We start from the raw sequence: 22,786 nt of genomic DNA, 5'->3' as shown, positions 1-22,786 counted from the left end.
GTATCTCCAACAACTGGCAGTCTATTCTCCTCGTTTGGGATAGCCATTATTTTGGCTATCCCTTTTTTATTGTTAGTGATTAAAATGCGCATCTAATAATTGCCGCAAGGTATCAGACTGCCGGCCAAATATCGCATGCACCTGCTGGCCGATAATAATTACGCCCAGCGCCCCCTCCTGTTGTAACGCCTGCGTATCCACCTTATTTAAATCTTTTACCGTGACGCGCAGACGGGTAATACAGGCTTCAACATGTTCGATATTATCGTCGCCGCCGAATGCAGGAATTAAACGCTGAGTTATTTCACTGTCCATAATACGCCTCTCTGTTATGCAGATAAAAAAATGCCTGCTCATAGAGCAGGCGCCTTCAGATTGATTAGCCAGGGTTGTACGACGCGACGCCCTCAGCGACTACGCTTTACGTCTGAGTACCCGACAATCCCACGGCAGCAGAGCAGTATCACCGGCGGCGGCGGCATCGGTCATGCAGTCGGTATACCCCTGCGGCAGCGTAATGAGCTGCTGCTGGGCGGTGTAGTTCTGCACAAACACCCACGTGGTGACGCCGTCCGTGCGAGCCGTTGCCACCACGCCCGGTGGGAAATCGCATTCCATGGCCCGCGGCAGCGCCAGTTCGTCAATAATCCCGGCGAAGAAATCACGCTGGAACGGCAGATCGTTGCGCGACGCCACATGCCACGCTTTCCCCTTACCGAAACGGTTCACCGTCACGGCAGGCCGACCGGCGTAGAAATCATCCCGGTAGGTCGCCAGCGGCTGAGCGTTTTCGACATGGATCAGTTCGCACAGATGACGAACCTGATACGGCCCCTGCAGGCCAGCCGCATTACCCGCCAGCCCCTGTACCAGATTACGTTCTCCCTCACCGAGACAGTCGATCTCTTCTGCCCAGATGCCGAGCAGTTTACGCAGCGGCCCCGGGAACCCGCCGAGATGACAAAGATCGCTTTCATCCACGATGCCGCTCCAGTAGGCGGTCACCAGATGGCCGCCCCCGGCGACAAACGCTTCTGCGCGTTCGGCGAAGCCTTCCCGCACCATATAAAGCATCGGCGCAATCACCAGCGCGTACTGGCTGAGATCGCCGTCGGCATCAATCACATCCACCGCGATGCCTTTTTCCCAGAACGGACGGTAGTGTTCGTTAACGGTTTTTTCGTACTCCATCCCCATGTTGCGCGGCCCTTCGGCATCGTCCAGCGCCCAGCGATTTTGCTGGTCGAAGATAATCGCCACCCGTGCCTGCGTGCGACACCCGACTACCCCCGGCAGGCGCTCAAGCATTTCGCCCAGACGCGTCACTTCGCGCCCGACACGCGTATCAAGATGCCCCACGTGGTCGATAACCGCCCCGTGGAATTTCTCCACCGAACCGCGGCTTTTACGCCACTGGAAGTACTGTACGGCATCGGCCCCGTGTGCCACCGCCTGCATTGACGAGAGAATATGCATCCCCGGCTTTTTCAGCTTGCTGGTCGGCTGCCAGTTGGTGGTACTCGGCGTGGACTCCATCAGCACAAAAGGTTTGCCGCCTTTCAGGCTGCGCATCATGTCGTGGTACATGGCGGTGTAGCAGGCGAGCTGGGTTTCGTCTTTCTCCTTGTGCCACATCGGGTAGCTGTCCCAGGAGATAAAGTCGATCGCTTTCGCAAGCTGCCAGTAGTCGTAATCGTAGAAGTACTCCATGAAGTTGGTCGTCACCGGCAACGCTGCGTTGACGGCTTTTAGCGGCGCAACCTCATGGCGGCAGAAATCTGTTACCTGCGCCGTATTAAAGCGGCGCCAGTCGAGGTTCAGACCGTGAATGGACACCTCTCCCTGCGGCGCAGGGGACTCAATCTGCGACCAGTCGCTATAGGTGTGGCTCCAGAAGGTGCTCCACCATGCGTGGTTCAGCGCATCCAGGGTTTTGTAGCGCGCTTTCAGCCAGTCACGAAAGCGCTCCTGGCACAGATCGCAGTGGCACTCACCGCCGTACTCATTGGAGATATGCCAGCCCAGCACCGCCGGGTGCTGTGAATAACGCTCAGCCAGTAAGCTATTCATTTTGAATGTCTTCTCACGGTACACCGGGGAAGACATACAGTGGTTATGACGCCCACCGTGCAGCGCAGGCACGCGGTTACGCCCTACGCGCAGCACCTGCGGGTATTTTTGCGACATCCATGCCGGTCGCGCACCGCTCGGCGTGGCGAGGAAAATATGGATCCCCGCTGAATATAATTTATCAATGACGTTATCCAGCCAGACAAAATCATATTCCCCTTCACGCGGTTCGAGCTTCGCCCAGCTAAATATGCCCACCGACATGACATTACATTTCGCCTGCTGCATCATGGCAATATCTTTTTCAATAATACCGGGGTAATTCTCCCATTGCTCCGGGTTATAGTCGGCGCCATGCAATAACGCAGCGACCTTCGAACTTAAAGGCGCAAATTTATTCATATTAAAAACGTCCTGAATTGAAACAGAATACTATTTAAATACCGTTATCGACGGCAGCACTTTGCCATGACAATCAAATAACGCCTGGTTTTCGCGGGCATTTCCCTCTTTCCAGTCATCATGGATATATTTCATGCCGGTTTTGGTGGCCCATGTGGTGCCCGGTACGGCAATCCAGGTCGGCTCCCAGTAGAACAGGCCCTTACCGCGACGATCGGGAACGTTAATCACGGCCTGCATTAAATCGTGGATATAATCGTACTGACCCTGCACGGTGCCGGGATAGCCACCGTCCTTCTCTTCTTTGGCCTGGAAACTGTTTTCTGCGTTATCGCAGTTCTCCAGCGTATAGCCATAGGCCGCTTCCACCACAATGACGTCTTTGTTATAGCGTTTGCTGATGTCATCCATATTGGCTTTCAGCGCGCCGATCGGGCCATTCCAGTAGGTGTACATCGACAGGCCGATAATATCGAACGGCACTTCGCGCTTCGTGATCTCATCAAACCACCAGCGGAAGGTGTCATTTTTAGTGCCTTCGGCCAGGTGCAGCATAATTTTCACCTGCTCGCCGTCGGTCAGGTTCTCTTTCATCCCGCTGATTGCGGCGTTGAGTAACCCGGCTACGCGGTCAAACTCGCCGCCACCCTGCCCCCAGCTTTTGCCTTCCGGCCAGAGCAGCCCGCCATTGATTTCATTACCAATCTGGACCATGTCCGGCAGCACGCCCTCTTTTTTAAAGCGGGCAATGGTGTCGCGCGTATAGTCATGGATTGCCGTTTTAAGCTGCGGGTAATCCATCTTCTCCCAGGCTTTAGGTTTGAACTGTTTGCCCGGGTCGGTCCAGAAATCGCTGTAGTGGAAATCGAGCAGGAGTTTTATGCCCTGGGCCTTCACGCGCTTCGCCAGCGCCAGCGTGTTTTCCAGATTGTTACTGCCGCCCCCGTAGGTATTTCCGTTGGCATCCTGCGGATCCACCCACAAACGCAGGCGCACATAGTTCACGCCGTTGGCTTTCAGAATGGCAATCGCATCCTGCTGCTGGCCGTTCTGGTTATAAAATGTTGCGCCATGCTGTTCCGCCTCGAGCAGCGTCGAGATGTCCGCCCCCTTAATAAAGTCTGCCGGCATGGCGTTAAAAGGACGCGTTTTTACCCCGTCCGCGGCAAACGCACTCGCGGCAAGACCGCAAGAAAGACAAACAGCAAGCAAAGCGGGTTTGAGTCTTTTCATGGTTATCCCTTAGTACTCCCGGAGGTCAGACCGGAGACGAAGTATTTTTGTAAGGCCAGATAGAGGATCGCGACCGGCACCGCAATCAGCACCGCGCCTGCCGCGTAGGTGGTGTAACTGGCACCCATTTTTTGCGCCACCAGGTTATAAAGCCCGATGGGTAAGGTGTATTTGTCCGGGGTGCGCAAAATGGTGCTGGAGAGAATGAAATCCCCCAGCGGCCCGGTGAAGGAGAACAGCGCCACCACCGCCACAATGGGTTTGGAAAGCGGCATGATGATCTCGATGAAGATGCGGAAGTTACTGGCTCCGTCCATGCGCGCGGACTCATCCAGATCCTTAGGAATGGCGTCCAGGTAGCCCTTCATCAGATAGGTGTTCATTGGGATCATGCCGCCAACGTAAATCAGCACCAGCGCCAGATGGCTGTTGATTAAGCCCAACAGCTGCGAGAGCACGAAGATGGCAATCAGCGCCGAGAACTGCGGGATCATCTGCAGCAGCAGGAAGAGCATCAGTCCGTTCTGCCGCCCCTTAAAGCGAAAACGCGAGAAGGCATAGGCGGTAAAGCTAACGCTGATTAAGGTCAACACCATGGTCAGGAAGCTGATTTTCATCGAGTTCCAGTACCACGTCATGTAGTTCACCTGACCATTAAACAGGTCGGCGTAATGCTGGAACGACAGGTTCTGCGGAATAACAGAGGAGCTTAACAGGCTGTTGCCCGCGTTGAGTGAGGCGCCCACCGTCCACACCAGCGGGTAAATGATGATGACCGACACCAGCACAATAACCAGCCAGGAGAGTGAAAGGCGGACCCATTTCTCACGTTTAATACTTTGTGATTTAGCCATTGTTACGTCCCTTACGCCATGTCGTCATTTTTGAAAGATTTGGTGGCGCGGAACTGCCATAGCGCCAGGCCGACGACAAAAACAGACAGCAGGATGGTGATGGTCGCCGCAATGGCATATTGCGAAGATGACATCGTCAGTTTGTAGATCCACGACACCAGAATGTCGGTGCCGCCCGCATTCGACCCCACCACCGCCGGCCCGCCGTTATTGAACAGATAGATGATGTTGAAATTATTGAAGTTAAAGGTGTATTGCGTAATCAGGATCGGCGCAATGGCGTAGAGCACCAGCGGCAGCGTAATGGTCCGCAACCGGGTCCAGCTGCTGGCGCCGTCCATGGTGGCCGCTTCATACAGGTCATCAGGAATGGCCTGCAGCACGCCGGTGGTCATGGCGAAAACAAACGGGAAACCAAGCCAGGTTTGCATCATGATCAGCGCCGTTTTGGTCCAGAACGGATCGGTCATCCAGGCTTTAGGCGCAATCCCAAAGAAGGCCAGAATGGCGTTGTTAATCACCCCGAACGAGTCATTAAACATCCCGGCGAAAACCAGGATGGTGACAAAGCCCGGCACCGCCCACGGCAAAATAAAGATGGTGCGGATCAGAGGCTTAAAGCGTAAATCTTTCTGGTTCACCAGAATCGCCAGCAGTACGCCCACCGTACACTGCAGCGTGGTGGCGAGCAGCGTCCAGACCACCGTCCACTGCAGCACGTCGAAGAAGGTGGAACGCCAGATAGAGAGCGTAAAGATATTGATGAAGTTCTTAAACCCGACCCAGTCAACCAGCTTAGCCGGCGGCGTGTGGTAGAGGTTGTAGTTGGTAAAGGCGATGGCAAACCCGAACAAAATGGGAAACACCACCACAAACACCAGCAGGATAAAGCCCGGTGTGATCATCAGATACGGGAAGCCGTCGCTCAATAGCATCTGATACTGTTTACGCACGCTGTTAAGCTGCAACCCTTCGTCACGTTTCAGGCCATTGACCCACGCGTCACGCATCGACAGGTAATACACCATCACGCCGAACGCAGCGATTAACACGCTGATGATCCCCTCCGCCAGCAGGAAGATGGAGTTGTCGCGTGGCACCTCCTCACCCAGCGTCACCAGTCCCCACAGCCCTTCGCGCAGAAAATCAGCAAATACGCCGATAAAACTGGCAAGCAGCACCAGGAAGATGACCCCTTTCAGCCACTGACGGTGGTAAAACTGACCGAAGCCGGGAATGACCGCCAGCAGCAGGCTGGTCCAGGCGTGACGCCCGGCCACGCGCGGTTTGGCAAAATGTTCCGGGATGATACTCACAAACAACTCCTTTCAAAAAACGGGAGAGACACCCTCCCGTTCTGCGACGTCAGAAAACTACTGGTTGCTGGCCTGCATGGCTTCGATTTGCATCTGAACCTGTTTTTCTGCGCTGTCGAGCGCGGCTTTCGGATCCTGTTTGCCGGTCAGGCTCAGCTCGAGGGCAGCGTTCGCCGGAGCCCAGACTTCACCCATTTCCGGAATGCCCGGCATCGCTGTCGCCCGTGCGGCCTGCACGGCAACCGCGCTGGCTTTCTCGTCGTTCTTAATGAGCGGATCGTCAATCATCGCGGTCAGCGGCGGAATTTCTCGCGTCGCGATATAGCGCGTTTTGACGTACTGCGGCTGGTTGATAAATTCGATAAATTTCTGCGCCATGGCTTTGTCTTTGCTCCAGGTAGAGACGACATAGCCCTTCACACCCAGGAATGAACTCATTGGCTTACCGTCCGGCAGCGTCGGCAGCGGCGCAACGCCGTAGTTAATGCCCGCCGCTTCATACGGCTGGAACGCCCACGGACCGTTGATGACGGCTGCCGCTTTTTTCTCGGTAAACAGAGAATCGATCGCGTTCAGACCGTTATCGCCGATGATCCCCGCCGGGAACACGTCATCGGTATAGAATTTTTTCAGGTAGGTGACCGCGTCTACTGCGCCCGGCTTGTTCAGGCCCACGTCGCTGGCGTTATAACCGCCTTTATCGTTTTTACCGAAGATGTACCCGCCCATCGGGGAGATAGCCCCCCAGCTGTAGTAAATCTGGTCGAACTTGGCGAGCAGGCCGTACTGGTTTTTGGCGCGTTGCTGTTTAGAAAAGTCATACCAGTCCTGAAGTGAGTTGAGCGGCTTCGCGATCAGGTCTTTGTTGTAAATCAGCACCAGCGTCTCAACCGCTTTCGGCACACCGTAAAGGGTGTTATCCATTTTGAAGGCATTTATTGACGCCGGCGTGTACTGTTCGGTCTGCTTCGCCTCCAGATTCAGGGGGGTCAGCAGCCCTTGCACAACCGCCCCGCCCAGTTGATCATTGGGAATGACCAGCACGTCCGGGCCAATTCCTGCCGGGCCGTCGAGGCGCAGTTTTTCCAGCTGCTGCGCGTAAGGCATCTCCTGCAGGTTAACCTTAACGTCGTACTGCTTTTCGAAATCGGCGACCGCGTCTTTAATGCCGGACGACTTTTTGATGTCTTCCCAGACGTTAAGCTGCGTGGTGGCATAAGCCTGCACCGCGAGCGTAGAGAGGATCAGAGCAGCGAGTATGTTCTTTTTCATTATCAACCTCATGTGAAGGTATAACAATTTTATGGTTGTTATTGCATTTCACCGCCATACACCTTCGCCAGAAAACCGACTAACACTGGCGTACAACGTATAACATCAAATGCCTTTGGTTTGGTATACGCTACCCTTCACATCATGATAACTCTACAAAAAACTGTAAGTTGTGTGATCGTCATAACATTAATGGAATATCGGTATAGGGTGCGTGAATACTGGAAGTTATAGTCAGAGCAGACAAATTGCACCGTCCAGCCATGTAGCAAATAATTGTTATACGTAATACATACGCGGCGGTTTACTCGGGGAATACAGATGTCGAACATACAATTGAGGAATGTCACCAAACGCTTTGGCGACACCGTAACCTTGCACAACGTGAATCTTGAGATTGAAGACGGTGAGTTTGCCGTCTTTGTCGGTCCTTCCGGCTGCGGTAAATCGACAATGCTGCGCATGATTGCCGGACTGGAGGACATTAGCGAAGGGGAAGTGTTGATTGGTGACGAGGTGATGAACGACGTTGCCCCCTCCCACCGCGGCGTGGCGATGGTGTTTCAGTCCTATGCGCTCTACCCACATATGACGGTAGCCGAAAACATGGGCTACGGCCTGAAGGTCAATAAGGTGCCGAAAGATCAGATCCGCCATCAGGTCGAGATGGTGGCCAAAACGCTGCAGCTTTCCCACCTTCTGGATCGCAAACCTAAGCAGCTTTCCGGCGGCCAGCGCCAGCGTGTGGCTATTGGCCGCGCCATCGTGCGTAATCCGCGGGTCTTTATGTTCGACGAACCGCTCTCCAACCTGGATGCCGAGCTGCGCGTGGAGATGCGTCTGCATCTTGCCCGTCTGCACCAGGAACTGAAAACCACCATGGTGTATGTCACCCACGACCAGATAGAAGCGATGACCCTGGCTGATAAAATTGTGGTGATGAACTACGGAAAGGTTGAGCAGATGGGCGCGCCGATGGAACTCTACTACAAACCGGCGAACAAGTTCGTGGCCGGGTTTATCGGCTCGCCGAAGATGAATTTCCTGCCGGCAACGGTAGAGGCCTGGCAACCGGGTGAGCTGACGGTGAGATTATCCCAGCAGAAGACGCTCACACTGGCCCTGACCACCACACCGTTGAACGCAGGCAGCCCGGTGACGCTGGGCATTCGTCCGGAACATTTAACCACCGATCTCCGCCACGGCACGCGGCTGACGTTTAACTGTGAAGTGGTTGAGCGTCTGGGCAACAACACCTACCTCTTTGGTCAGTGCTACGGCCACGACAATGTGAAGATTTTGCTGCCGGGCGATGTGAAATTCGCGCCGTGGCAGCAAATTGATGTGGCTTTTGATGATCGCCACTGCATGGTGTTTGACGAGCAGGATGTGCGGGTGAGTGCCGACATCGATGAAGCGGTACGCTCGGTCGCTTAACCCGCCAGACGCGTTACCGCACGCGTAAAGGCATCAATCGCCAGCGCGACATCCTCAGCCATCACCGATTCCGCCGGATGGTGGCTGACGCCAGCCCTACACCGCACAAACAACATCCCTACCGGCCAGCGCTCCGCCAGGGCGATGGTGTCATGACCGGCACCGCTCGGCAGCGATAATGTCTTCCCCTGCACCGATTCTACAGCCTCCGCCAGCAGCGCCTGCAGACGTGTATCGCATGGCGTGGCGGCGATTCGGTAAAATTCGTCGGCTGCAAAATGTATTCCGCGACGGGCCGCTATCGCCTGCGCCTGCGTCAGCAGTGCAGTAAGCAGAAGGTCAAGCGGCGCATCCTGCGGGCCGCGAATATCTAACGAGAGCGCGACCTCGCCGGGGATGACGTTTACCGCACCAGGCAGACAGCGCAACTCACCCACCGTGGCCACCAGGTTGCCGCCGTGCTGACGGGTGGTGTTTTCAATCAGCACCATCCATTCGGCGGCGGCGGCCAGCGCGTCCTTACGATGCGCCATCGGCACGGTCCCGGCGTGGCCGGCCTCACCGGTGAAGCGGCAGTTCAGACGACGCGCGCCGTTAATGGCTTCAACCACGCCCAGCGCCAGACCGGCCTGTTCCAGACACGGTCCTTGTTCAATATGGAGTTCCAGACAGGCGCTGAAATCATCCGGGCGTCGCGCGGCCATCGCGACACGGCAGGGATCTAACCCTGCCTGTACCATCGCCTGCGCCACGCTGATTCCTCTGGCATCGCATGTGTCGAGCCAGCCCGCAGGCCAGGTGCCCGTCAGGGCGCGGCTGCCCAACAGCGTGATACCAAAGCGGGTACCCTCTTCATCGCAAAAGCCGACAATCTCAACGGCCTGCGCCAGCCGTTTTCCCTGCTGGTGCAGGCTGTCAACGACTTCAATGGCCGTCAGCACCCCCAGCATCCCGTCGTAGCGCCCGGCATTGCGCACGGTATCCAGATGCGAGCCAAGCAACACCGCCGGTGCGCCCTCCTGCTCGCCTTCATAACGTCCGCAGATATTCCCCACGCTGTCCTGCCAGACGGTCATGCCCGCCTGGTTCATCCACTGCCCGACCAGCTGGTTAGCCTGCAGATGCTGGGCAGAGAGATACACGCGGGTAAGGGAATCCTGGGTTTCGCTGATGGCGGCCAGCGCATCGGCGCGAGCCATCACACGTTCTGCCGCCTGCTGGCGTGTCGCGTGATTCATAGCGCCGTCTCAGTGCGGTAATGATCCCACGCGGCCTGCATCGCGGCACCCTGCGTAGTGGAAAACTTCAGGTAGTTCAGTACCGACTCCAGCGCACTCAGGGTGGTCATCACGCAGTCTTTACGCGCGTTATAGCCCATGGTGCCAATACGCCACACTTTGCCGTGCAGCGGACCAAACGAAGTACCGATTTCAATGCCGAAATCCTCCAGCATCAGTTTACGCACCTGGTCACCGTTTACGCCCTGTGGGATAAGCACGCCCAGCACGTTGTTCATCTTGTGCCTGAGGTCGCCGAAGGTCTCGAGTCCCATCGCCTGAATACCTTTCAGCAGCGCATCCCCGTGCAGCTTGTGGCGGGCGATACCGTTATCCAGCCCTTCCTGCAGAATGAGGCGGGCACATTCGCGGGCGCCAAACAGCGCGGTGGTCGCTTCGGTGTGGTGGTTCAGACGCTCGGGTCCCCAGTAATCCATCACCATGCCGAGGTCGAAATAGTTGGAGTAAATCATCTCCTCGTCGCCGTCGCGATGGGCATCGGTACGGATCCCCTCTTCGATGCATTTGCGGCGACGGATTGCCTCTTCCATCCGCGGGCTCAGGGTAACAGGCGAGGTGCCGGACGGACCGCCAAGACATTTCTGCATCCCCGCCGAGACCGCATCCAGCCCCCAGGCATCGGTCTCCAGGGCGTTGCCGCCGAGCGACGCGGTAGCATCGGTATAAAACAGGACATCGTAACGACGGCAGATTGCCCCGAGTTCCGCAAGCGGCTGCAGCATGGTGGTGGACGTATCCCCCTGCACGGTTAACAGCAGGCGCGGACGCACGCGTTTAATGGCATCTTCCACCCGATCCGGTGTGAACACCTCGCCCCACGGTACCTCGATGGTGTGGACCTCTGCGCGGCAGCGGCGGGCAATTTCGCACAGCAGATGGCCGAAGCGACCAAAAACGGGCACCAGCACTTTGTCCCCCGGACGAATGGCCGATACCAGAATCGCTTCAATCCCCGCACGGGAGGTGCCGTCCACCAGCATCGTCCAGCGGTTTTCCGTGCGGAACACGCCGCGGTAGAGTGCCATGACGTCGTTCATGTAGTGGGTCATCGCCGGATCGTACTGGCCGATAAGCTGGCTCGACATGGCTCGCAGCACGCGCGGATCGGCGTTGATTGGCCCCGGCCCCATCAGCAGACGTTGTGGCGGATTGATTTGCGGAAATTGAGCGATATCCATTTTTTAGTCCTTAGTTAATTGAGGCCGCGCACGGAGGAGATAAACTGTTTAAGCTCAGTGGTCTGTGGGTTAGCGAACAGCGTTTTGCTGTCGCCCTGCTCCCAGACGCGCCCCTGATGCATAAACACCACGCGGTCGCCCACTTCGCGGGCAAAATTCATTTCATGGGTCACCAGGATCAGCGTCATCCCCTCAGCGGCCAGTTGTTCCAGCACCTTGAGCACTTCGCCTACCAGTTCCGGATCGAGCGCGGAAGTTATCTCGTCACAGAGTAAAACTTTAGGCGACATCGCCAGAGCACGGGCAATCGCCACGCGCTGCTGCTGGCCGCCGGAGAGGCTTGACGGGTAGTAATCCAGACGGTCACCCAGCCCGACTTTCTCCAGCATGCGCTGCGCCAGCACCTGACATTCTGCTGCGCTTTTCTTCAGCACCCGACGTGGCGCGAGCATCACGTTTTCCATCGCCGTCATGTGCGGGAAAAGGTTGAAGTTCTGAAATACCATGCCGACCGAGCGGCTGATTTCACGCGCCTGGGAATCCCGGTCGGTAATGGTCATGCCGCCGAGCTTGATGCTGCCGTCCTGATACCCTTCGAGGCCGTTAATGCAGCGCAACAGCGTGCTTTTACCCGAACCGCTGCGCCCGATAATTGAAATGACCTGGCCCATGTCGATGTCCAGATCCACGCCCTTGAGCACGTGGTTATCGCCGTAGTACTTCTGCACCTGATTAATGGTGATGAGAGGCATTGAATTTAGTCTCCAGATAACGGCTGTAGCGCGACAGCGGATAACACAGAATGAAGTAGCCGAGCGCCACCAGCGCAAAGACTTTAAACGGCTGATAGGTCACGTTGGTCAGCATCGTCCCGGCCTTGGTCAGCTCGATAAAACCGATAATGGATGCCAGCGCGGTCCCCTTAATCACCTGCACGGCGAACCCCACCGTTGGGGCGATGGCGATGCGTAACGCCTGGGGAGCCACCACGCGAAACAGCGTCTGGCCGAAGGTCAGCCCCAGACAGCGCGACGCCTCCCACTGCCCTTTCGGCAGCGCACGAATACTGCCAAACCAGATATCAAGCAAAAAGGCGCTGGTGTAGAACGTCAGGGCCAGCGACGCGGCGGTCCACGGCGAAACATCGATACCCAACAGCGCCACGCCGAAGAAGGCCAGGAACAGTTGCATCAGCAGCGGCGTGCCCTGAAACAGTTCGATATAGCCGCGGATAAGACGTTTTACCGTACGCCCACCCGTGAGGCGCAACAGCAACAGCGGCAGCGTTACCGCCGCCCCGCCGACAAACGCCACCAGCGACAGCAGCACCGTCCAGCGTCCGGCGAGCAGCAGATTGCGAATAATGTCCCAGTCGGTAAAGGTGGTCATCATGCCTGTACCCCCAGCCACTTCCGTCCTGCCGCCATCATTAGCTGGCGCAGGGTAATTGACAGCACCAGGTAAATTCCGGTGGTCACCAGATAGACCTCAAAGCTCAGGAACGTTCTTGACTGAATCAGGTTGGCGGCAAAAGTCAGCTCTTCATAGGAGACCTGCGACACCACCGACGAACCGAGCATAACGATAATGCACTGGCTGACCAGCGCCGGATAAATACGCTGCAGGGCCGGTGGCAGCACCACGCGTATAAACGTTTGCAGGCGGGTAAGCCCCAGCACGCGGCCGGCCTCCCACTGTCCTTTGGGCGTAACCTGAATACCGGCACGGACAATCTCCGTGCTGTACGCGCCCAGGTTGACGACCATTGCCAGCAGCGCCGCTTCGCCCGCCGTCATCTTCAGCCCCAGATTCGGCAGACCGAACACAATGAAAAACAGCTGCACAACAAAGGGCGTGTTGCGGATAATCTCCACGTAGCCGCCCCAGATCCGGCTGAACCACGTCGTCCGGCCGCTGCGAATCGCCGCCCCGAAAATACCGATCGCCAGCCCGCCGAGGGTTGCCATCACCGTCAGTTGAATGGTGACCCACAGCCCTGCCAGCAGCGCCGGCCAGTACGGCCAGAGCGCAGAGAAATGGAGTTGCTCTGTCATCGCCTTACACGCCCAGGCTTGCCGGCAACGGCGCTTTCAGCCACTGCTCAGAGAGGCTATTCAGGGTGCCGTCTTTAATTCCCTGCTCGATCACCGCATCAACTTTCGCTTTCAGCGCCGGTTCGTTTTTCTTCAGCCCGATAAAGCACGGCGAGTCCTTCAGCATAAAGCTCGGAACCGGGGCTTTGGCGGCGTTCTGGCGGGAAATCGCCGCCACGACCAGATTACCTGTCGCCACGTACTGGACCTGACCGGACAGGTAAGCCGACAGGGTGGTGTTATTGTCTTCGTAGCGTTTGACGTCTGCATCTTTCGGCGCAAGGCTGGTCAGCACCATGTCCTCCACCGCGCCGCGCGTCACGCCAATGGTTTTTCCACTCAGTTGAGCAGCATCTTTCAGCTCAGCCCCTTTCGGGCCGAACACGCCGAGGAAGAACGGCGCATAGGCACGGCTAAAATCGATCACCTTTTCACGCTCGGCGTTTTTACCGAGGCTTGAGATCACCAGATCCACCTTATCGGTTTGCAGATACGGCACGCGGTTGGCACTGGTCACCGGCACCAGCTGCAGCTTGAGCTTCATCTGTTTTGCCAGATAGCGCGCCATGTCAATGTCGTAGCCCTGCGGCTGGAGATCGGTCCCGACCGAACCAAACGGAGGAAAATCCTGCGGGACGGCGATACGAAGAGTGCCGCGTTTCTCAATATCCTGAAGCTGGTCAGCTTTTGCTGGCAGGTTTGCAAACAGACAGACGGCCCCGGTCAGTGCAATCAATAACTTTTTCATGGTGCTTCCCCGTAACGTTAACATGAAACAAAAGATTCTTTGAATTGGATTTTGCAACTAATGTGCCAGATGAAGCGAAACGGGAAATTTTCTCTGAAGGCCTGATAAAACGAGAGCGGGGCGGAAAAGGCCTCCCTTTCCCGCCCCGCTCTGCTGCACCATTTTAATGCAAAGCACCAGCCTGATGCCCCATTATCGCTGTTCCAGTTCGTCCAGCTGCTGATACAGGGAGGCGATATCGTGGATCCGGGGACGGCCTTTATCGAGGATTTCATGCAGGAAGGCGTTAGCCAGCAGGTTGATCAGACTGTTGACCGACGAGTAGCTGTCGTACGCCGAGACGCTGTCCAGCGGGGCGCAGAGCTGCCAGCTGGTCAGCGGAAACAGGCTGTGCGCCTGCGGCTCACACATCAGCAGAACCGGAATACCGCTGTGCTGAAGCTGCTGCAACAGCGGCCGAACGATCCGCGGGCGACGGCGAAACGCCATCATCATCACCAGATCGTCGGGCGTGAGATCGACCAGTTCCTCGCTCAGGCTCTGCCCCGGCTGCGGCAGCAGCAGCACCTGTCCGCGCGCCTGCAACAGCTGCTGGCGCAGGTGCAGCGCCGCCGGATAGGCGTTGCGCATCCCGATAATCACAATCCGCCGCGCCTTCACCATTGAGGCCATGGCCTCGGCAAACTGCTGAGCATCCAGAGCGTTGACCCACTGGGTGAGGTTTGCCATCTCCTGCTTATAATGCCGCGCCAGCAGAGTGTTGCCCTGCACCGCATCGCGGTTATCGGTCAGCGGCATGCCGCTCTGGCGCAGCGTGCGCAGTTCGTCGCGCATCTCTTTATACTTCTCATAGCCCAGACGCTTAAACAGACGGCTCACCGTGGCTTTCGACACCCCGCTCAGCTGCGCCAGCTCGGCGCTGTTATAACTAATGAGGTCGTCGAAATGATCAAAAATAAAATCAGCCACCCGTTGCTCCTGCGGTGACAACGACGCGTATTGCGCTTTCAGACGTTCATCAAGCTGTTCCATAAAGCCTCTGTAACTTTTGTTTCACCTCACTATACCTTTCATTAAGCATGCCAGCTTCTTAAAACGTTATGTTACGACTGACGTGAAACTTTTCATTCATAACTGGAACAGCTTTTGCAGCACCTTGTGACTTTTGGGTTATGAGGACTCTCCATGCAAAGTAATGTCTCCGTACACGGAATGGCCGTGGCGCCCCACCATCTTGCCAGCCAGAGCGCCCTGGCCATTCTGCGCGAAGGCGGTAGCGCGATTGAGGCAATGGTCGCCGCCGCCGCAACCATTGCCGTGGTTTACCCGCACATGAACGGTCTCGGTGGGGACGGTTTCTGGCTTATCGTGCCGCCTGACGGCGAACCGGTCGCCATTGACGCCAGCGGCGCAGCTGGCTCACTGGCGACGCTTGCCGCCTATGACGATGTCTCTCAGATCCCCCATCGCGGGCCTCGCGCGGCGCTGACCGTGGCGGGAACGGTCAGCGGCTGGGACGAAGCGCTGAAGGTTTCACGCACGCTGACGGGCACCGCTCTTCCCCTGAATCGCCTGCTGGCAGACGCCATTGACTATGCCCGAAACGGCACGCCGGTGACCGCGTCTCAGGCCGCCGCCACGGCCAGTAAGCTGGATGAACTGAAGGACCTGCCCGGCTTCGCAGAGACCTGGCTGGCTGACGGCAAACCGCCGCAGGTCGGCAGCCGGTTTTATCAACCGGCGCTGGCCTCCACGCTCTCGCACCTCGCAGAAGACGGTCTGGACAGTTTTTATCGCGGCCCGCTGGCGGAGCGTCTGGCCCGGGGCATGGCAACGCTGGGGCTGCCCATCACCCTGGCTGACCTAAACGCGCATGTCGCCCGGCGCACCGCGCCGCTGAAATTACAGCATCAGCAGGGCGAAGTGTGGAACCTTGCGCCGCCAACGCAGGGGCTGGTGTCGCTGGCGATCCTCGGGATAACCGACCGCCTGTCCATGGCCGATGCTGACGAAGCGACCACCGTTCACCGCATTGTAGAGGCCACCAAACTGGCGTTTGGTCTGCGCGATGCCCATATCACCGACCCGCGCGAGCTGAAAACCGATATCCAGGGTCTTCTGGATCCTGCCGCACTGGCCGCCCTCGCCGACCAGGTCGATGATAACCAGGCCGCACCGTGGGGCTGCGGCAAAGGCCCTGGTGATACGGTCTGGATGGGGGTGATGGATAACAGCGGTCTTGCCGTGTCGTTTATCCAGAGCATTTATCACGAGTTCGGCAGCGGCGTGGTCCTGCCTGATACCGGCATCGTCTGGCAAAACCGGGGAGCCTCATTCAGCCTCAATCCCCGTCACCTGCTGGCGCTTGCGCCAGGAAAACAACCGTTCCACACCCTGAACCCGGCAGCCGCGCGTCTGCATGACGGACGCGTCATGGTCTACGGCTCGATGGGCGGTGACGGCCAGCCGCAAACCCAGGCCACCCTGTTTACCCGCTATGTGGTGCAGGGGGTCCCGCTGCAGGAGAGCATCGCCCGCCCGCGTTGGTTACTGGGGCGCACCTGGGGACAGACATCCGACACTCTGAAGGTGGAAGGCCGCTTTACGCCGCAGACCGTCGCGCGCCTGCAGGCGCTGGGCCACGACGTGGAGTGCTTCCCGGCATTCAGCGAAGCCATGGGCCACGCGGGTGCGATTGTTCGTCATCCCAACGGGCTGTTTGAAGGGGCATTTGACCCGCGCAGCAACGGCGCCGCCGCCGGATTTTAAGGAGAGACTGATGAATACCACACAACCTGACTGGCATGCCTATCTGGCGCAAATGGAGTCCGTGCTGGGCGTTGAGCTGGATGACGCCCGCCGGGCAGAACTCTATGTGCAGTTCTGCCGTATCGCGGCGATGGCCGCCCCGCTGATGGCGCTGCCGCTTGATGACCGTCTGGAGATCGCAGGAGTATACAAAGCATGACGCTACACGAGATGAGTATCAGTGAGATCCAGCAGGCGCTGAGTGCAGGCGACCTGAGCGCCCATGACATCGCCCGCCAGACGCTGGAAGCCATTACGCGCATCAATCCCCACATCAACGCCTGGACCACCGTCACGGAAGAACGCATGCTGGCCGAAGCCGAGAATATCGACACCCTGCGTCGGGAGAAACGCCCTCTGCCGCCGCTGGCAGGCATTCCCTACGCGGTGAAAAACCTGTTCGACGTTGCCGGGCATACGACCCTTGCCGGTGCAGAGCTGTTCAGTCAGCGCCCCCCCGCCACCGCTGACAGCTTTGCGGTACGCCAGCTGCGCAGTGCCGGAGGCTTATTGTCGGGGATGGTCAACATGGATGCCTACGCCTACGGCTTTACGACAGAAAACAGTTACTACGGCGCAACGCGTAACCCGCACGATGTGACGCGCATTGCCGGAGGATCGTCCGGCGGCTCTGCCGCCGCGGTCGCTGCCGGACTGGTTCATTTTTCGCTCGGTACCGACACCAACGGGTCGATTCGCGTACCGGCCTCCCTGTGCGGAATATACGGTCTTAAGCCCACTTTTGGTCGTCTGTCACGCGCCGGCAGCCATCCGTTTGTCGCCAGTCTGGATCACATTGGGCCGTTTGCCCGTCGCGTGAGCGATCTGGCGTCGGTGTACGATGCACTGCAGGGTCGGGATACCAGCGACGGATTTCTGGCGGAGAGCTCCCGGGAGCAGACCCGGCCCCTGCTCGACCGCGGTCTGGATGGTTTGCGCTGCGCGGTGCTCGGCGGCTATTTCAGTACCTGGTGCGACAGCGACATGCGAGAGGCCGTGGCGCGGGTGGCAAAAGCCCTCGACGTGCAGGAAACGCTGCAATTCCCCGATGCCGAGCTGGCCCGCTCCGCGGCGTTTATCATCAGCGCCTCGGAAGGCGGAAATCAGTACCTGCCCGCGCTTCGCCGCGAGCCCGGGCGTTTTGAACCGCACTCCCGCGAGCGACTGCTGGCCGGCGCGATGATCCCTTCAGCCTGGTATATTCAGGCCCAGCGTTTTCGCACGCAGGCCCGACAGGCGTTTAAAGCGCTGTTTGCGCAGGCCGACGTGCTGATCGCCCCGGCCACGCCGCGCAGTGCAACGCAAATTGGCGAAGAGATTATGGAGATCAACGGCCAGCCGTTACCGGTTCGCGCCAGCATGGGCATGCTGACGCAGCCGATTTCGTTTTTAGGTTTACCCGTTACCACCGTCCCGCTGCGCACCGCTCAGGGCGCACCTGTTGGCCTGCAGTTGATCGCCGCACCGTTTAACGAGCAAGCCTGCCTGCGTGTGGCGCGGGTGCTGGAAGCAAGCGGAATAACCGATGCCCGGCCGGCGGAGATGGCTCCATGATAAATCACGATGACATTAACCTTCCGTGGGTCGTTGCAGAAGTAACCGCAGCCTTTTACCGCTATGAAGACGCGCTGGTAAGCAACAACATTCCGGTGCTGGATGAGCTGTTCTGGCACGACAAAAACACGGTGCGTCTCGGTGCGGGCGAAAACCTGTACGGCATTGAGGAAATCCGCGCCTTTCGGGCGGCGCGCCCGTCCGCGGGCCTGCAAAGGACGTTGCGCCATACGGTAATCACCACCTTCGGAGAGGATTACGCCGTGTGTAGCACCGAATTCACCCGCGAAGGAACGGAGCGGATTGGCCGCCAGCAGCAGACATGGGTACGCTTCCCGTACGGCTGGCGAATTGTGGCGGCGCAGGTGAGCGTGATGGCGTAATGTTAATAACCCTGCCCGATGGCGCTTTTCCCATCAGATAAGCAGCAGGCCGGGACAGGCGTCACCGCCGCCCGGCACACTGCTGGACCGTTATTGTTGGAACGGGTGCACTTCACGCCAGTGATCGGCTATCTGCTGGCGGGTACAGACCCATACCCGATCGTGCTGCGCAAGGTAATCGAGGAACCGCTGCAAAGCACGAAAACGCCCCGGACGCCCCAGCAGGCGGCAATGCATGCCGATGGACATCATCTTCGGCGCACGTTCCCCTTCTTCGTACAACACGTCAAAGCTGTCTTTCAGGTAGGTATAAAACTGCTCGGCGGTGTTGAACCCCTGCGCGGTCGCGAAGCGCATGTCGTTGGCATCCAGCGTATACGGCACAATCAGGTGGGGTTTGCGCGTGCCGTCGCTGCACGCCACTTGCGTCCAGAACGGTAAATCGTCGCCATAGTAGTCGCTGTCATAGTCAAAGCCCCCATGCTCCACTACCAGCTGGCGGGTGTTTGGGCTGTCACGCCCGGTGTACCAGCCGGCAGGCGGTTTGCCAAACAGGTCAGTCAGGACATGCACCGCCTTGTGCAGGTGCTCGCGCTCCTGGTTGATATCCATACTTTGATAGTGGATCCAGCGCCAGCCGTGGCTAACCACGTCATAATCAGCCGCTTTGATGGCGTCAACGATATCGGGATGTCGCGCCAGCGCCATTGCCACGCCAAAGACCGTCAGCGGCAGGCCACGCTTGCAGAATTCGTTATGGATCCGCCAGAACCCAGCGCGGCTGCCGTATTCATAGAGGGAGTCCATCGACATGTGTCTGTCCGGATAACTGGCCGCACCGATGATGTCCGAGAGGAATTGTTCTGAGCCGGCATCACCGTGCAGAACGTGGTTTTCCGCCCCTTCTTCGTAATTGAGTACAAACTGCACGGCGATGCGCGCCTGGTTCGGCCACTGCGCGTGCGGCGGCTTGCCTGCATAGCCGCGTAAGTCCCGCGGATAATCTTCGTTAAAAAGCGCCATTATCCCCCCCTCAATTAAAATGGATTCAGTGCCTGAAAGTGTCCGCTCAACGCTTTTTTCTCCGGGAAAGCCAGGTCCCCGTGCTTGCTGGTTGACAGCCCCAGCGCCACCAGCGACTCGACCATTTTCACCGCCGCGCTGACGCCGTCGATCACCGGCACGTGCAGCTCGCGCGTCAGCTCCTGCGCCAGCGTCGCCATTCCACCGCAGCCGAGCACAATCGCGCCGCAGCCATCTTCTTTCAGCGCCTGGATGCAGCGCGCGCGCACCTTCTCCTGAGCCAGGCCGCTACCGTCTTCCAGTGCCAGCACCGGCAGATCGATGGCATGCAGGGCTGCACAGTGGTCCTGGAAACCATACTGGTGCAACAGATGACGGGCGATAATCCGCGTGCGCGGCAGCGTGGTCACAACGGAAAAGCGCGTTGCCACCAGCGTGGCCATATGCATCGCAGCTTCTGCGATACCGATGACCGGCCCCTGCGCCAGCTCGCGCGCCGCCAGCAGGCCGGGGTCACCAAAGCAGGCAATCACGTGTCCATCCACGCCCTGTTGCCGTCCGCGTTTTATCTGTTCGAGAACACCCACGGCGGCGATGGCCTCATCAAAATGACCTTCTATCGAGGGCACACCTGCGCTCGGGCAGACGGCGAGGATCTCCGTTCCCGGTGCTGCTACCGCGCGGGCTGCGGCGCCGATGGTTTCCGTCATCGCGAGGCTGGTGTTGGGGTTAATCACTTGTATACAAACAGACGACATTACGACTCCTTGTGGCTGGCGAACAGCCGGGCAAAATCAGGCAGGCACTCACCGGCCCGTTCGAAACAGAGGCTGGCGACAATATGTTCAAAATGGTGCATTAAGGCCTCACTCAGGGGCTGGAGCGCCTTCTGGCGCAAGAGTTCCACCAGTTGCTCGTGGTCATTGCAGCGGCAGCCCTGACGCCACGGCGCGCCCCAGGCTGCGATCACCAGCGACGACCGCTGGCTCAGTCCGGTCACCATCTCTGTCAGCACCTGATTGCCTGAAATGGCCTGAAGCTGAATATGGAAATTGGCGGAGTGGCGGATTGCGGCGGGACCGTCATACGCCTCATGCGCCTGCTGCTCCTGGCGAATAATCCCTTCCAGTGCAGCCAGATGCGGCGGCTGACAGTGGGCCAGCACGTCCGGCAGGTTAGCCACCTCAAGCAGCGCGCGCGTGCGGAAGATCTGCTGCGCCTCTTCTACCGTCGGGCTGGCCACGTGTGCACCACGTTTGGGCGTTAAGGTGACCATTTGCACAGCGGCGAGTCGTTGCAGCACCTTGCGAATACCGGTGCGGCTCACGCCGAAGACCTCAGCCAGCGCCTCTTCAGGCAATTTACTTCCCGGGAGCAACTGATGTTCGACTATCGCGGTCATCAGCGCCTGAAAGATGGATTCATCTTTGTCATGCAGGTCTGGCGCGGTCTGCAGGCTGTTTATGTTGTTCATTCACCACTCCGATTTTTACTTTTCGTTATCGAATCGTATACATAAAAATAAAATATTGCATACAAGATTTATTATTTTGGCCTGGATCCTGCAACACCGTCTGCACTCCCACTTAACGGGTTTTCATTCACAGGAGCAGGTTTCATGCCAAACAGACAAAACGCGCAGCACGGTACGGCCGCTGATTCCGGTGCGGTTTACAGCCCACGGCTTTGCAATGAGGATCTGGCACCGACGCGTGACCAGAACTGGAGCTGGTACAACATCTTTTCTTTCTGGATGTCGGACGTCCACAGCATGGGGGGTTATGTTGTTGCCGCGAGCTTCTTTACGCTCGGGCTGGCAAGCTGGCAGGTCTTGCTCTGCCTGCTGATAGGGATTTGCATTGTGCAGTTGTGCGCCAACCTGGTGGCGAAACCGAGTCAGATGGCAGGCGTACCCTACGCGGTGATTTGCCGTCAGGCATTTGGCGTTTTCGGGGCCAATATTCCGGCGGTGATCCGCGGGCTGATTGCTTTCGCATGGTACGGCATTCAGACCTACCTGGCCGCCAACGCGCTGATGCTGGTGGCGCTTAAGTTCTGGCCTTCACTCGCGACGCTCACCACCGGTTCGTTCCTGGGCCTGTCGCATCTTGGCTGGATCTGTTTCGCTATCATGTGGGTGCTGCAGGCGATGGTCTTCTGGCACGGCATGAGCGCCATTAAGCGCTTTATTGATATCGCCGGTCCGGCGGTCTACGTGGTGATGCTGGCGCTGGCGGGATGGATTGTATACAAGACCGGTTTTGACGGCATCTCCTTTACCCTCGCCAGCAAATCCCTGAGCGCCGGTGAGCAGACCTGGCAGATGATCACCGCCACGGCGCTGGTGGTCTCTTACTTCTCCGGCCCGCTGCTCAATTTTGGTGACTTCTCCCGCTACGGTAAAAGCATGGGGGAGATCCGCCGCGGTAACCGCTGGGGCCTGCCGTTTAACTTCCTGCTGTTCTCCATCGTTACCGTGGTGATTGTGTCGGGTACGCAATCGCTGTTTGGCCGCATGATCACTGACCCGATTGAAACCGTCAGCCGTGTGGGCAACGATCTGGCGGTGGCCATTGGCTTGCTGACCATGATCACCGCCACCATCGGGATCAACATCGTGGCGAACTTCGTCTCCCCGGCGTTTGATTTCTCTAACTGTTCACCGCAAAAAATCAGCTTCCGCACCGGGGGGATGATCGCCGCCGTCGGCTCTATCCTGTTAACCCCGTGGAACCTGTTTAACTCGCCGGAGCTTATCCACTACACTCTGGACGTGCTCGGGGCGTTTATTGGCCCGCTGTTCGGGATTCTGATTGCCGATTTTTACCTGATTAAGCGCGGCAAGGTCTCCGTAGACGATCTGTTTGATGACACGCCAAAAGGCAAATACTGGTATCGCAACGGTTTCAACCCGAAAGCCATCGGCGCGCTGGTGCCATCCGTTGCCGTTGGACTGGTGATAAGCTTTATTCCCTCCCTGCATGAAGTGGCCAACTTTAGCTGGTTTATCGGCGTCTTCCTGGGCGGGGTCACCTACCGCTGGCTGGCGCGGGAAGATCGTGAAGCGGCAGGCGCCTCGTCGTTCAGCCCCCGCGTGGCGACGCAAAAAGAGTAACC

The 22,786-nt window shown here is 58.0% G+C and carries 20 protein-coding genes and 2 pseudogenes; 6 read left to right on the top strand and 16 right to left on the bottom strand.

The annotated features are described in order from the left end of the window. Window positions 1-72: 72 nt before the first annotated feature. The 6 genes from ACMGG3_RS03995 to ACMGG3_RS03970 all read right to left on the bottom strand — a co-directional run bounded on the left by ACMGG3_RS03995 (window position 73) and on the right by ACMGG3_RS03970 (window position 7,147). Complete coding sequence (locus tag ACMGG3_RS03995; RefSeq protein WP_025204491.1) at window positions 73-315, bottom strand: glucose PTS transporter subunit EIIB; 243 nt, start codon at window positions 313-315, stop codon at window positions 73-75. A 99-nt stretch (window positions 316-414) separates the two neighbouring features. Next, on the bottom strand, window positions 415-2,472 hold the full coding sequence (locus ACMGG3_RS03990; RefSeq protein ID WP_414149606.1) for a beta-galactosidase: 2,058 nt from the start codon (window positions 2,470-2,472) through the stop codon (window positions 415-417). 30 nt (window positions 2,473-2,502) lie between these two features. Further along, a complete protein-coding gene (locus ACMGG3_RS03985) occupies window positions 2,503-3,705 on the bottom strand; it encodes an arabinogalactan endo-beta-1,4-galactanase (RefSeq protein WP_223398199.1) in 1,203 nt (400 codons plus the stop codon). 2 nt (window positions 3,706-3,707) lie between these two features. Further along, the gene (locus tag ACMGG3_RS03980; protein WP_014169479.1) at window positions 3,708-4,559 is read right to left on the bottom strand and encodes a sugar ABC transporter permease; all 852 of its coding nucleotides are present in this window, start codon (window positions 4,557-4,559) and stop codon (window positions 3,708-3,710) included. A gap of 11 nt (window positions 4,560-4,570) precedes the next feature. Beyond that, on the bottom strand, window positions 4,571-5,875 hold the full coding sequence (locus tag ACMGG3_RS03975; protein WP_020884733.1) for a carbohydrate ABC transporter permease: 1,305 nt from the start codon (window positions 5,873-5,875) through the stop codon (window positions 4,571-4,573). 57 nt (window positions 5,876-5,932) lie between these two features. Next, window positions 5,933-7,147 carry an extracellular solute-binding protein gene (locus ACMGG3_RS03970; protein ID WP_047744289.1) on the bottom strand — a complete coding sequence of 405 codons (1,215 nt, stop codon included), beginning with the start codon at window positions 7,145-7,147 and terminating at the stop codon, window positions 5,933-5,935. Between the two features lie 321 nt (window positions 7,148-7,468). Here ACMGG3_RS03970 and ACMGG3_RS03965 point away from each other — a divergent pair, with 321 nt between their 5' ends. Beyond that, window positions 7,469-8,584, top strand: a complete 1,116-nt coding sequence (locus tag ACMGG3_RS03965; protein WP_020884735.1) for an ABC transporter ATP-binding protein — start codon at window positions 7,469-7,471, stop codon at window positions 8,582-8,584. On the opposite strand, the gene hpxK is transcribed toward ACMGG3_RS03965, so the two are convergent. From hpxK to hpxU, 7 genes are all read right to left on the bottom strand, one after another. Next, on the bottom strand, window positions 8,581-9,822 hold the full coding sequence (gene hpxK, locus ACMGG3_RS03960; protein WP_414149605.1) for an allantoate amidohydrolase: 1,242 nt from the start codon (window positions 9,820-9,822) through the stop codon (window positions 8,581-8,583). The genes ACMGG3_RS03965 and hpxK overlap by 4 nt on opposite strands. Next, window positions 9,819-11,060 carry a pyridoxal-phosphate-dependent aminotransferase family protein gene (locus ACMGG3_RS03955; protein ID WP_014169474.1) on the bottom strand — a complete coding sequence of 414 codons (1,242 nt, stop codon included), beginning with the start codon at window positions 11,058-11,060 and terminating at the stop codon, window positions 9,819-9,821. Before ACMGG3_RS03955 ends, hpxK begins: the two co-directional genes overlap by 4 nt. A gap of 14 nt (window positions 11,061-11,074) precedes the next feature. Further along, on the bottom strand, window positions 11,075-11,812 hold the full coding sequence (locus ACMGG3_RS03950; RefSeq protein ID WP_020884737.1) for an amino acid ABC transporter ATP-binding protein: 738 nt from the start codon (window positions 11,810-11,812) through the stop codon (window positions 11,075-11,077). Next, on the bottom strand, window positions 11,793-12,449 hold the full coding sequence (locus ACMGG3_RS03945; protein ID WP_025204495.1) for an amino acid ABC transporter permease: 657 nt from the start codon (window positions 12,447-12,449) through the stop codon (window positions 11,793-11,795). Before ACMGG3_RS03945 ends, ACMGG3_RS03950 begins: the two co-directional genes overlap by 20 nt. Next, window positions 12,449-13,114, bottom strand: coding sequence for an amino acid ABC transporter permease (locus ACMGG3_RS03940; protein WP_014169471.1), 666 nt, complete (start codon window positions 13,112-13,114; stop codon window positions 12,449-12,451). Before ACMGG3_RS03940 ends, ACMGG3_RS03945 begins: the two co-directional genes overlap by 1 nt. A gap of 4 nt (window positions 13,115-13,118) precedes the next feature. Beyond that, complete coding sequence (locus tag ACMGG3_RS03935; RefSeq protein WP_020884739.1) at window positions 13,119-13,901, bottom strand: transporter substrate-binding domain-containing protein; 783 nt, start codon at window positions 13,899-13,901, stop codon at window positions 13,119-13,121. Window positions 13,902-14,093: 192 nt separating this feature from the next. After that, window positions 14,094-14,933, bottom strand: coding sequence for a MurR/RpiR family transcriptional regulator HpxU (gene hpxU, locus ACMGG3_RS03930; RefSeq protein ID WP_044867811.1), 840 nt, complete (start codon window positions 14,931-14,933; stop codon window positions 14,094-14,096). 153 nt (window positions 14,934-15,086) lie between these two features. Here hpxU and hpxW point away from each other — a divergent pair, with 153 nt between their 5' ends. Genes hpxW through hpxZ form a run of 4 tightly spaced genes read left to right on the top strand, consistent with a single transcriptional unit; the run spans window position 15,087 to window position 18,646 of the window. After that, a complete protein-coding gene (gene hpxW, locus ACMGG3_RS03925) occupies window positions 15,087-16,670 on the top strand; it encodes an oxamate amidohydrolase (RefSeq protein WP_333098105.1) in 1,584 nt (527 codons plus the stop codon). Window positions 16,671-16,680: 10 nt separating this feature from the next. Beyond that, complete coding sequence (gene hpxX / locus ACMGG3_RS03920) at window positions 16,681-16,869, top strand: oxalurate catabolism protein HpxX (protein WP_014169467.1); 189 nt, start codon at window positions 16,681-16,683, stop codon at window positions 16,867-16,869. Then, complete coding sequence (locus ACMGG3_RS03915) at window positions 16,866-18,263, top strand: AtzE family amidohydrolase (RefSeq protein ID WP_414149604.1); 1,398 nt, start codon at window positions 16,866-16,868, stop codon at window positions 18,261-18,263. The genes hpxX and ACMGG3_RS03915 overlap by 4 nt, the downstream gene beginning before the upstream one ends. Next, on the top strand, window positions 18,260-18,646 hold the full coding sequence (hpxZ, locus tag ACMGG3_RS03910) for an oxalurate catabolism protein HpxZ (RefSeq protein ID WP_032677834.1): 387 nt from the start codon (window positions 18,260-18,262) through the stop codon (window positions 18,644-18,646). Before ACMGG3_RS03915 ends, hpxZ begins: the two co-directional genes overlap by 4 nt. A 90-nt stretch (window positions 18,647-18,736) precedes the next feature. Here the strand turns inward: hpxZ and puuE are convergent. The 3 genes and pseudogenes from puuE to ACMGG3_RS03895 form a co-directional block, all read right to left on the bottom strand. Next, window positions 18,737-19,588 (bottom strand): annotated as a pseudogene (gene puuE, locus ACMGG3_RS03905) (allantoinase PuuE); the annotation flags it as partial. Further along, a pseudogene (locus ACMGG3_RS03900) lies at window positions 19,521-20,427 on the bottom strand (aspartate/glutamate racemase family protein). The pseudogenes puuE and ACMGG3_RS03900, both read right to left, overlap by 68 nt. Beyond that, window positions 20,427-21,143, bottom strand: coding sequence for a GntR family transcriptional regulator (locus ACMGG3_RS03895; protein ID WP_020884746.1), 717 nt, complete (start codon window positions 21,141-21,143; stop codon window positions 20,427-20,429). The pseudogene ACMGG3_RS03900 and the gene ACMGG3_RS03895 overlap by 1 nt, the downstream one beginning before the upstream one ends. A 144-nt stretch (window positions 21,144-21,287) precedes the next feature. Here ACMGG3_RS03895 and ACMGG3_RS03890 point away from each other — a divergent pair, with 144 nt between their 5' ends. Beyond that, window positions 21,288-22,784: an NCS1 family nucleobase:cation symporter-1 gene (locus ACMGG3_RS03890; RefSeq protein ID WP_032681295.1), complete on the top strand. Its 1,497-nt coding sequence runs from the start codon at window positions 21,288-21,290 to the stop codon at window positions 22,782-22,784. Window positions 22,785-22,786: the final 2 nt, after the last annotated feature.

Source organism: Enterobacter sp. BNK-18, assembly GCF_047456135.1.
GTDB lineage: Bacteria > Pseudomonadota > Gammaproteobacteria > Enterobacterales > Enterobacteriaceae > Enterobacter > Enterobacter ludwigii.
The sequence above is the reverse complement of the archived record's forward strand: the minus strand, read 5'-3'. Positions and strand labels throughout refer to the sequence as shown.

Coding starts and splice junctions, on each gene's coding strand:
- ACMGG3_RS03985 (WP_223398199.1), bottom strand. CDS start 3,705: ATGAAAAGACTCAAACCCGCTTTGCTTGCTGTTTGTCTTTCTTGCGGT.
- ACMGG3_RS03955 (WP_014169474.1), bottom strand. CDS start 11,060: ATGGATATCGCTCAATTTCCGCAAATCAATCCGCCACAACGTCTGCTG.
- ACMGG3_RS03945 (WP_025204495.1), bottom strand. CDS start 12,449: ATGACCACCTTTACCGACTGGGACATTATTCGCAATCTGCTGCTCGCC.
- ACMGG3_RS03970 (WP_047744289.1), bottom strand. CDS start 7,147: ATGAAAAAGAACATACTCGCTGCTCTGATCCTCTCTACGCTCGCGGTG.
- hpxU (WP_044867811.1), bottom strand. CDS start 14,933: ATGGAACAGCTTGATGAACGTCTGAAAGCGCAATACGCGTCGTTGTCA.
- ACMGG3_RS03990 (WP_414149606.1), bottom strand. CDS start 2,472: ATGAATAAATTTGCGCCTTTAAGTTCGAAGGTCGCTGCGTTATTGCAT.
- ACMGG3_RS03895 (WP_020884746.1), bottom strand. CDS start 21,143: ATGAACAACATAAACAGCCTGCAGACCGCGCCAGACCTGCATGACAAA.
- ACMGG3_RS03890 (WP_032681295.1), top strand. CDS start 21,288: ATGCCAAACAGACAAAACGCGCAGCACGGTACGGCCGCTGATTCCGGT.
- ACMGG3_RS03935 (WP_020884739.1), bottom strand. CDS start 13,901: ATGAAAAAGTTATTGATTGCACTGACCGGGGCCGTCTGTCTGTTTGCA.
- ACMGG3_RS03965 (WP_020884735.1), top strand. CDS start 7,469: ATGTCGAACATACAATTGAGGAATGTCACCAAACGCTTTGGCGACACC.
- hpxZ (WP_032677834.1), top strand. CDS start 18,260: ATGATAAATCACGATGACATTAACCTTCCGTGGGTCGTTGCAGAAGTA.
- ACMGG3_RS03940 (WP_014169471.1), bottom strand. CDS start 13,114: ATGACAGAGCAACTCCATTTCTCTGCGCTCTGGCCGTACTGGCCGGCG.
- ACMGG3_RS03995 (WP_025204491.1), bottom strand. CDS start 315: ATGGACAGTGAAATAACTCAGCGTTTAATTCCTGCATTCGGCGGCGAC.
- ACMGG3_RS03915 (WP_414149604.1), top strand. CDS start 16,866: ATGACGCTACACGAGATGAGTATCAGTGAGATCCAGCAGGCGCTGAGT.
- ACMGG3_RS03980 (WP_014169479.1), bottom strand. CDS start 4,559: ATGGCTAAATCACAAAGTATTAAACGTGAGAAATGGGTCCGCCTTTCA.
- hpxX (WP_014169467.1), top strand. CDS start 16,681: ATGAATACCACACAACCTGACTGGCATGCCTATCTGGCGCAAATGGAG.
- ACMGG3_RS03950 (WP_020884737.1), bottom strand. CDS start 11,812: ATGCCTCTCATCACCATTAATCAGGTGCAGAAGTACTACGGCGATAAC.
- hpxW (WP_333098105.1), top strand. CDS start 15,087: ATGCAAAGTAATGTCTCCGTACACGGAATGGCCGTGGCGCCCCACCAT.
- hpxK (WP_414149605.1), bottom strand. CDS start 9,822: ATGAATCACGCGACACGCCAGCAGGCGGCAGAACGTGTGATGGCTCGC.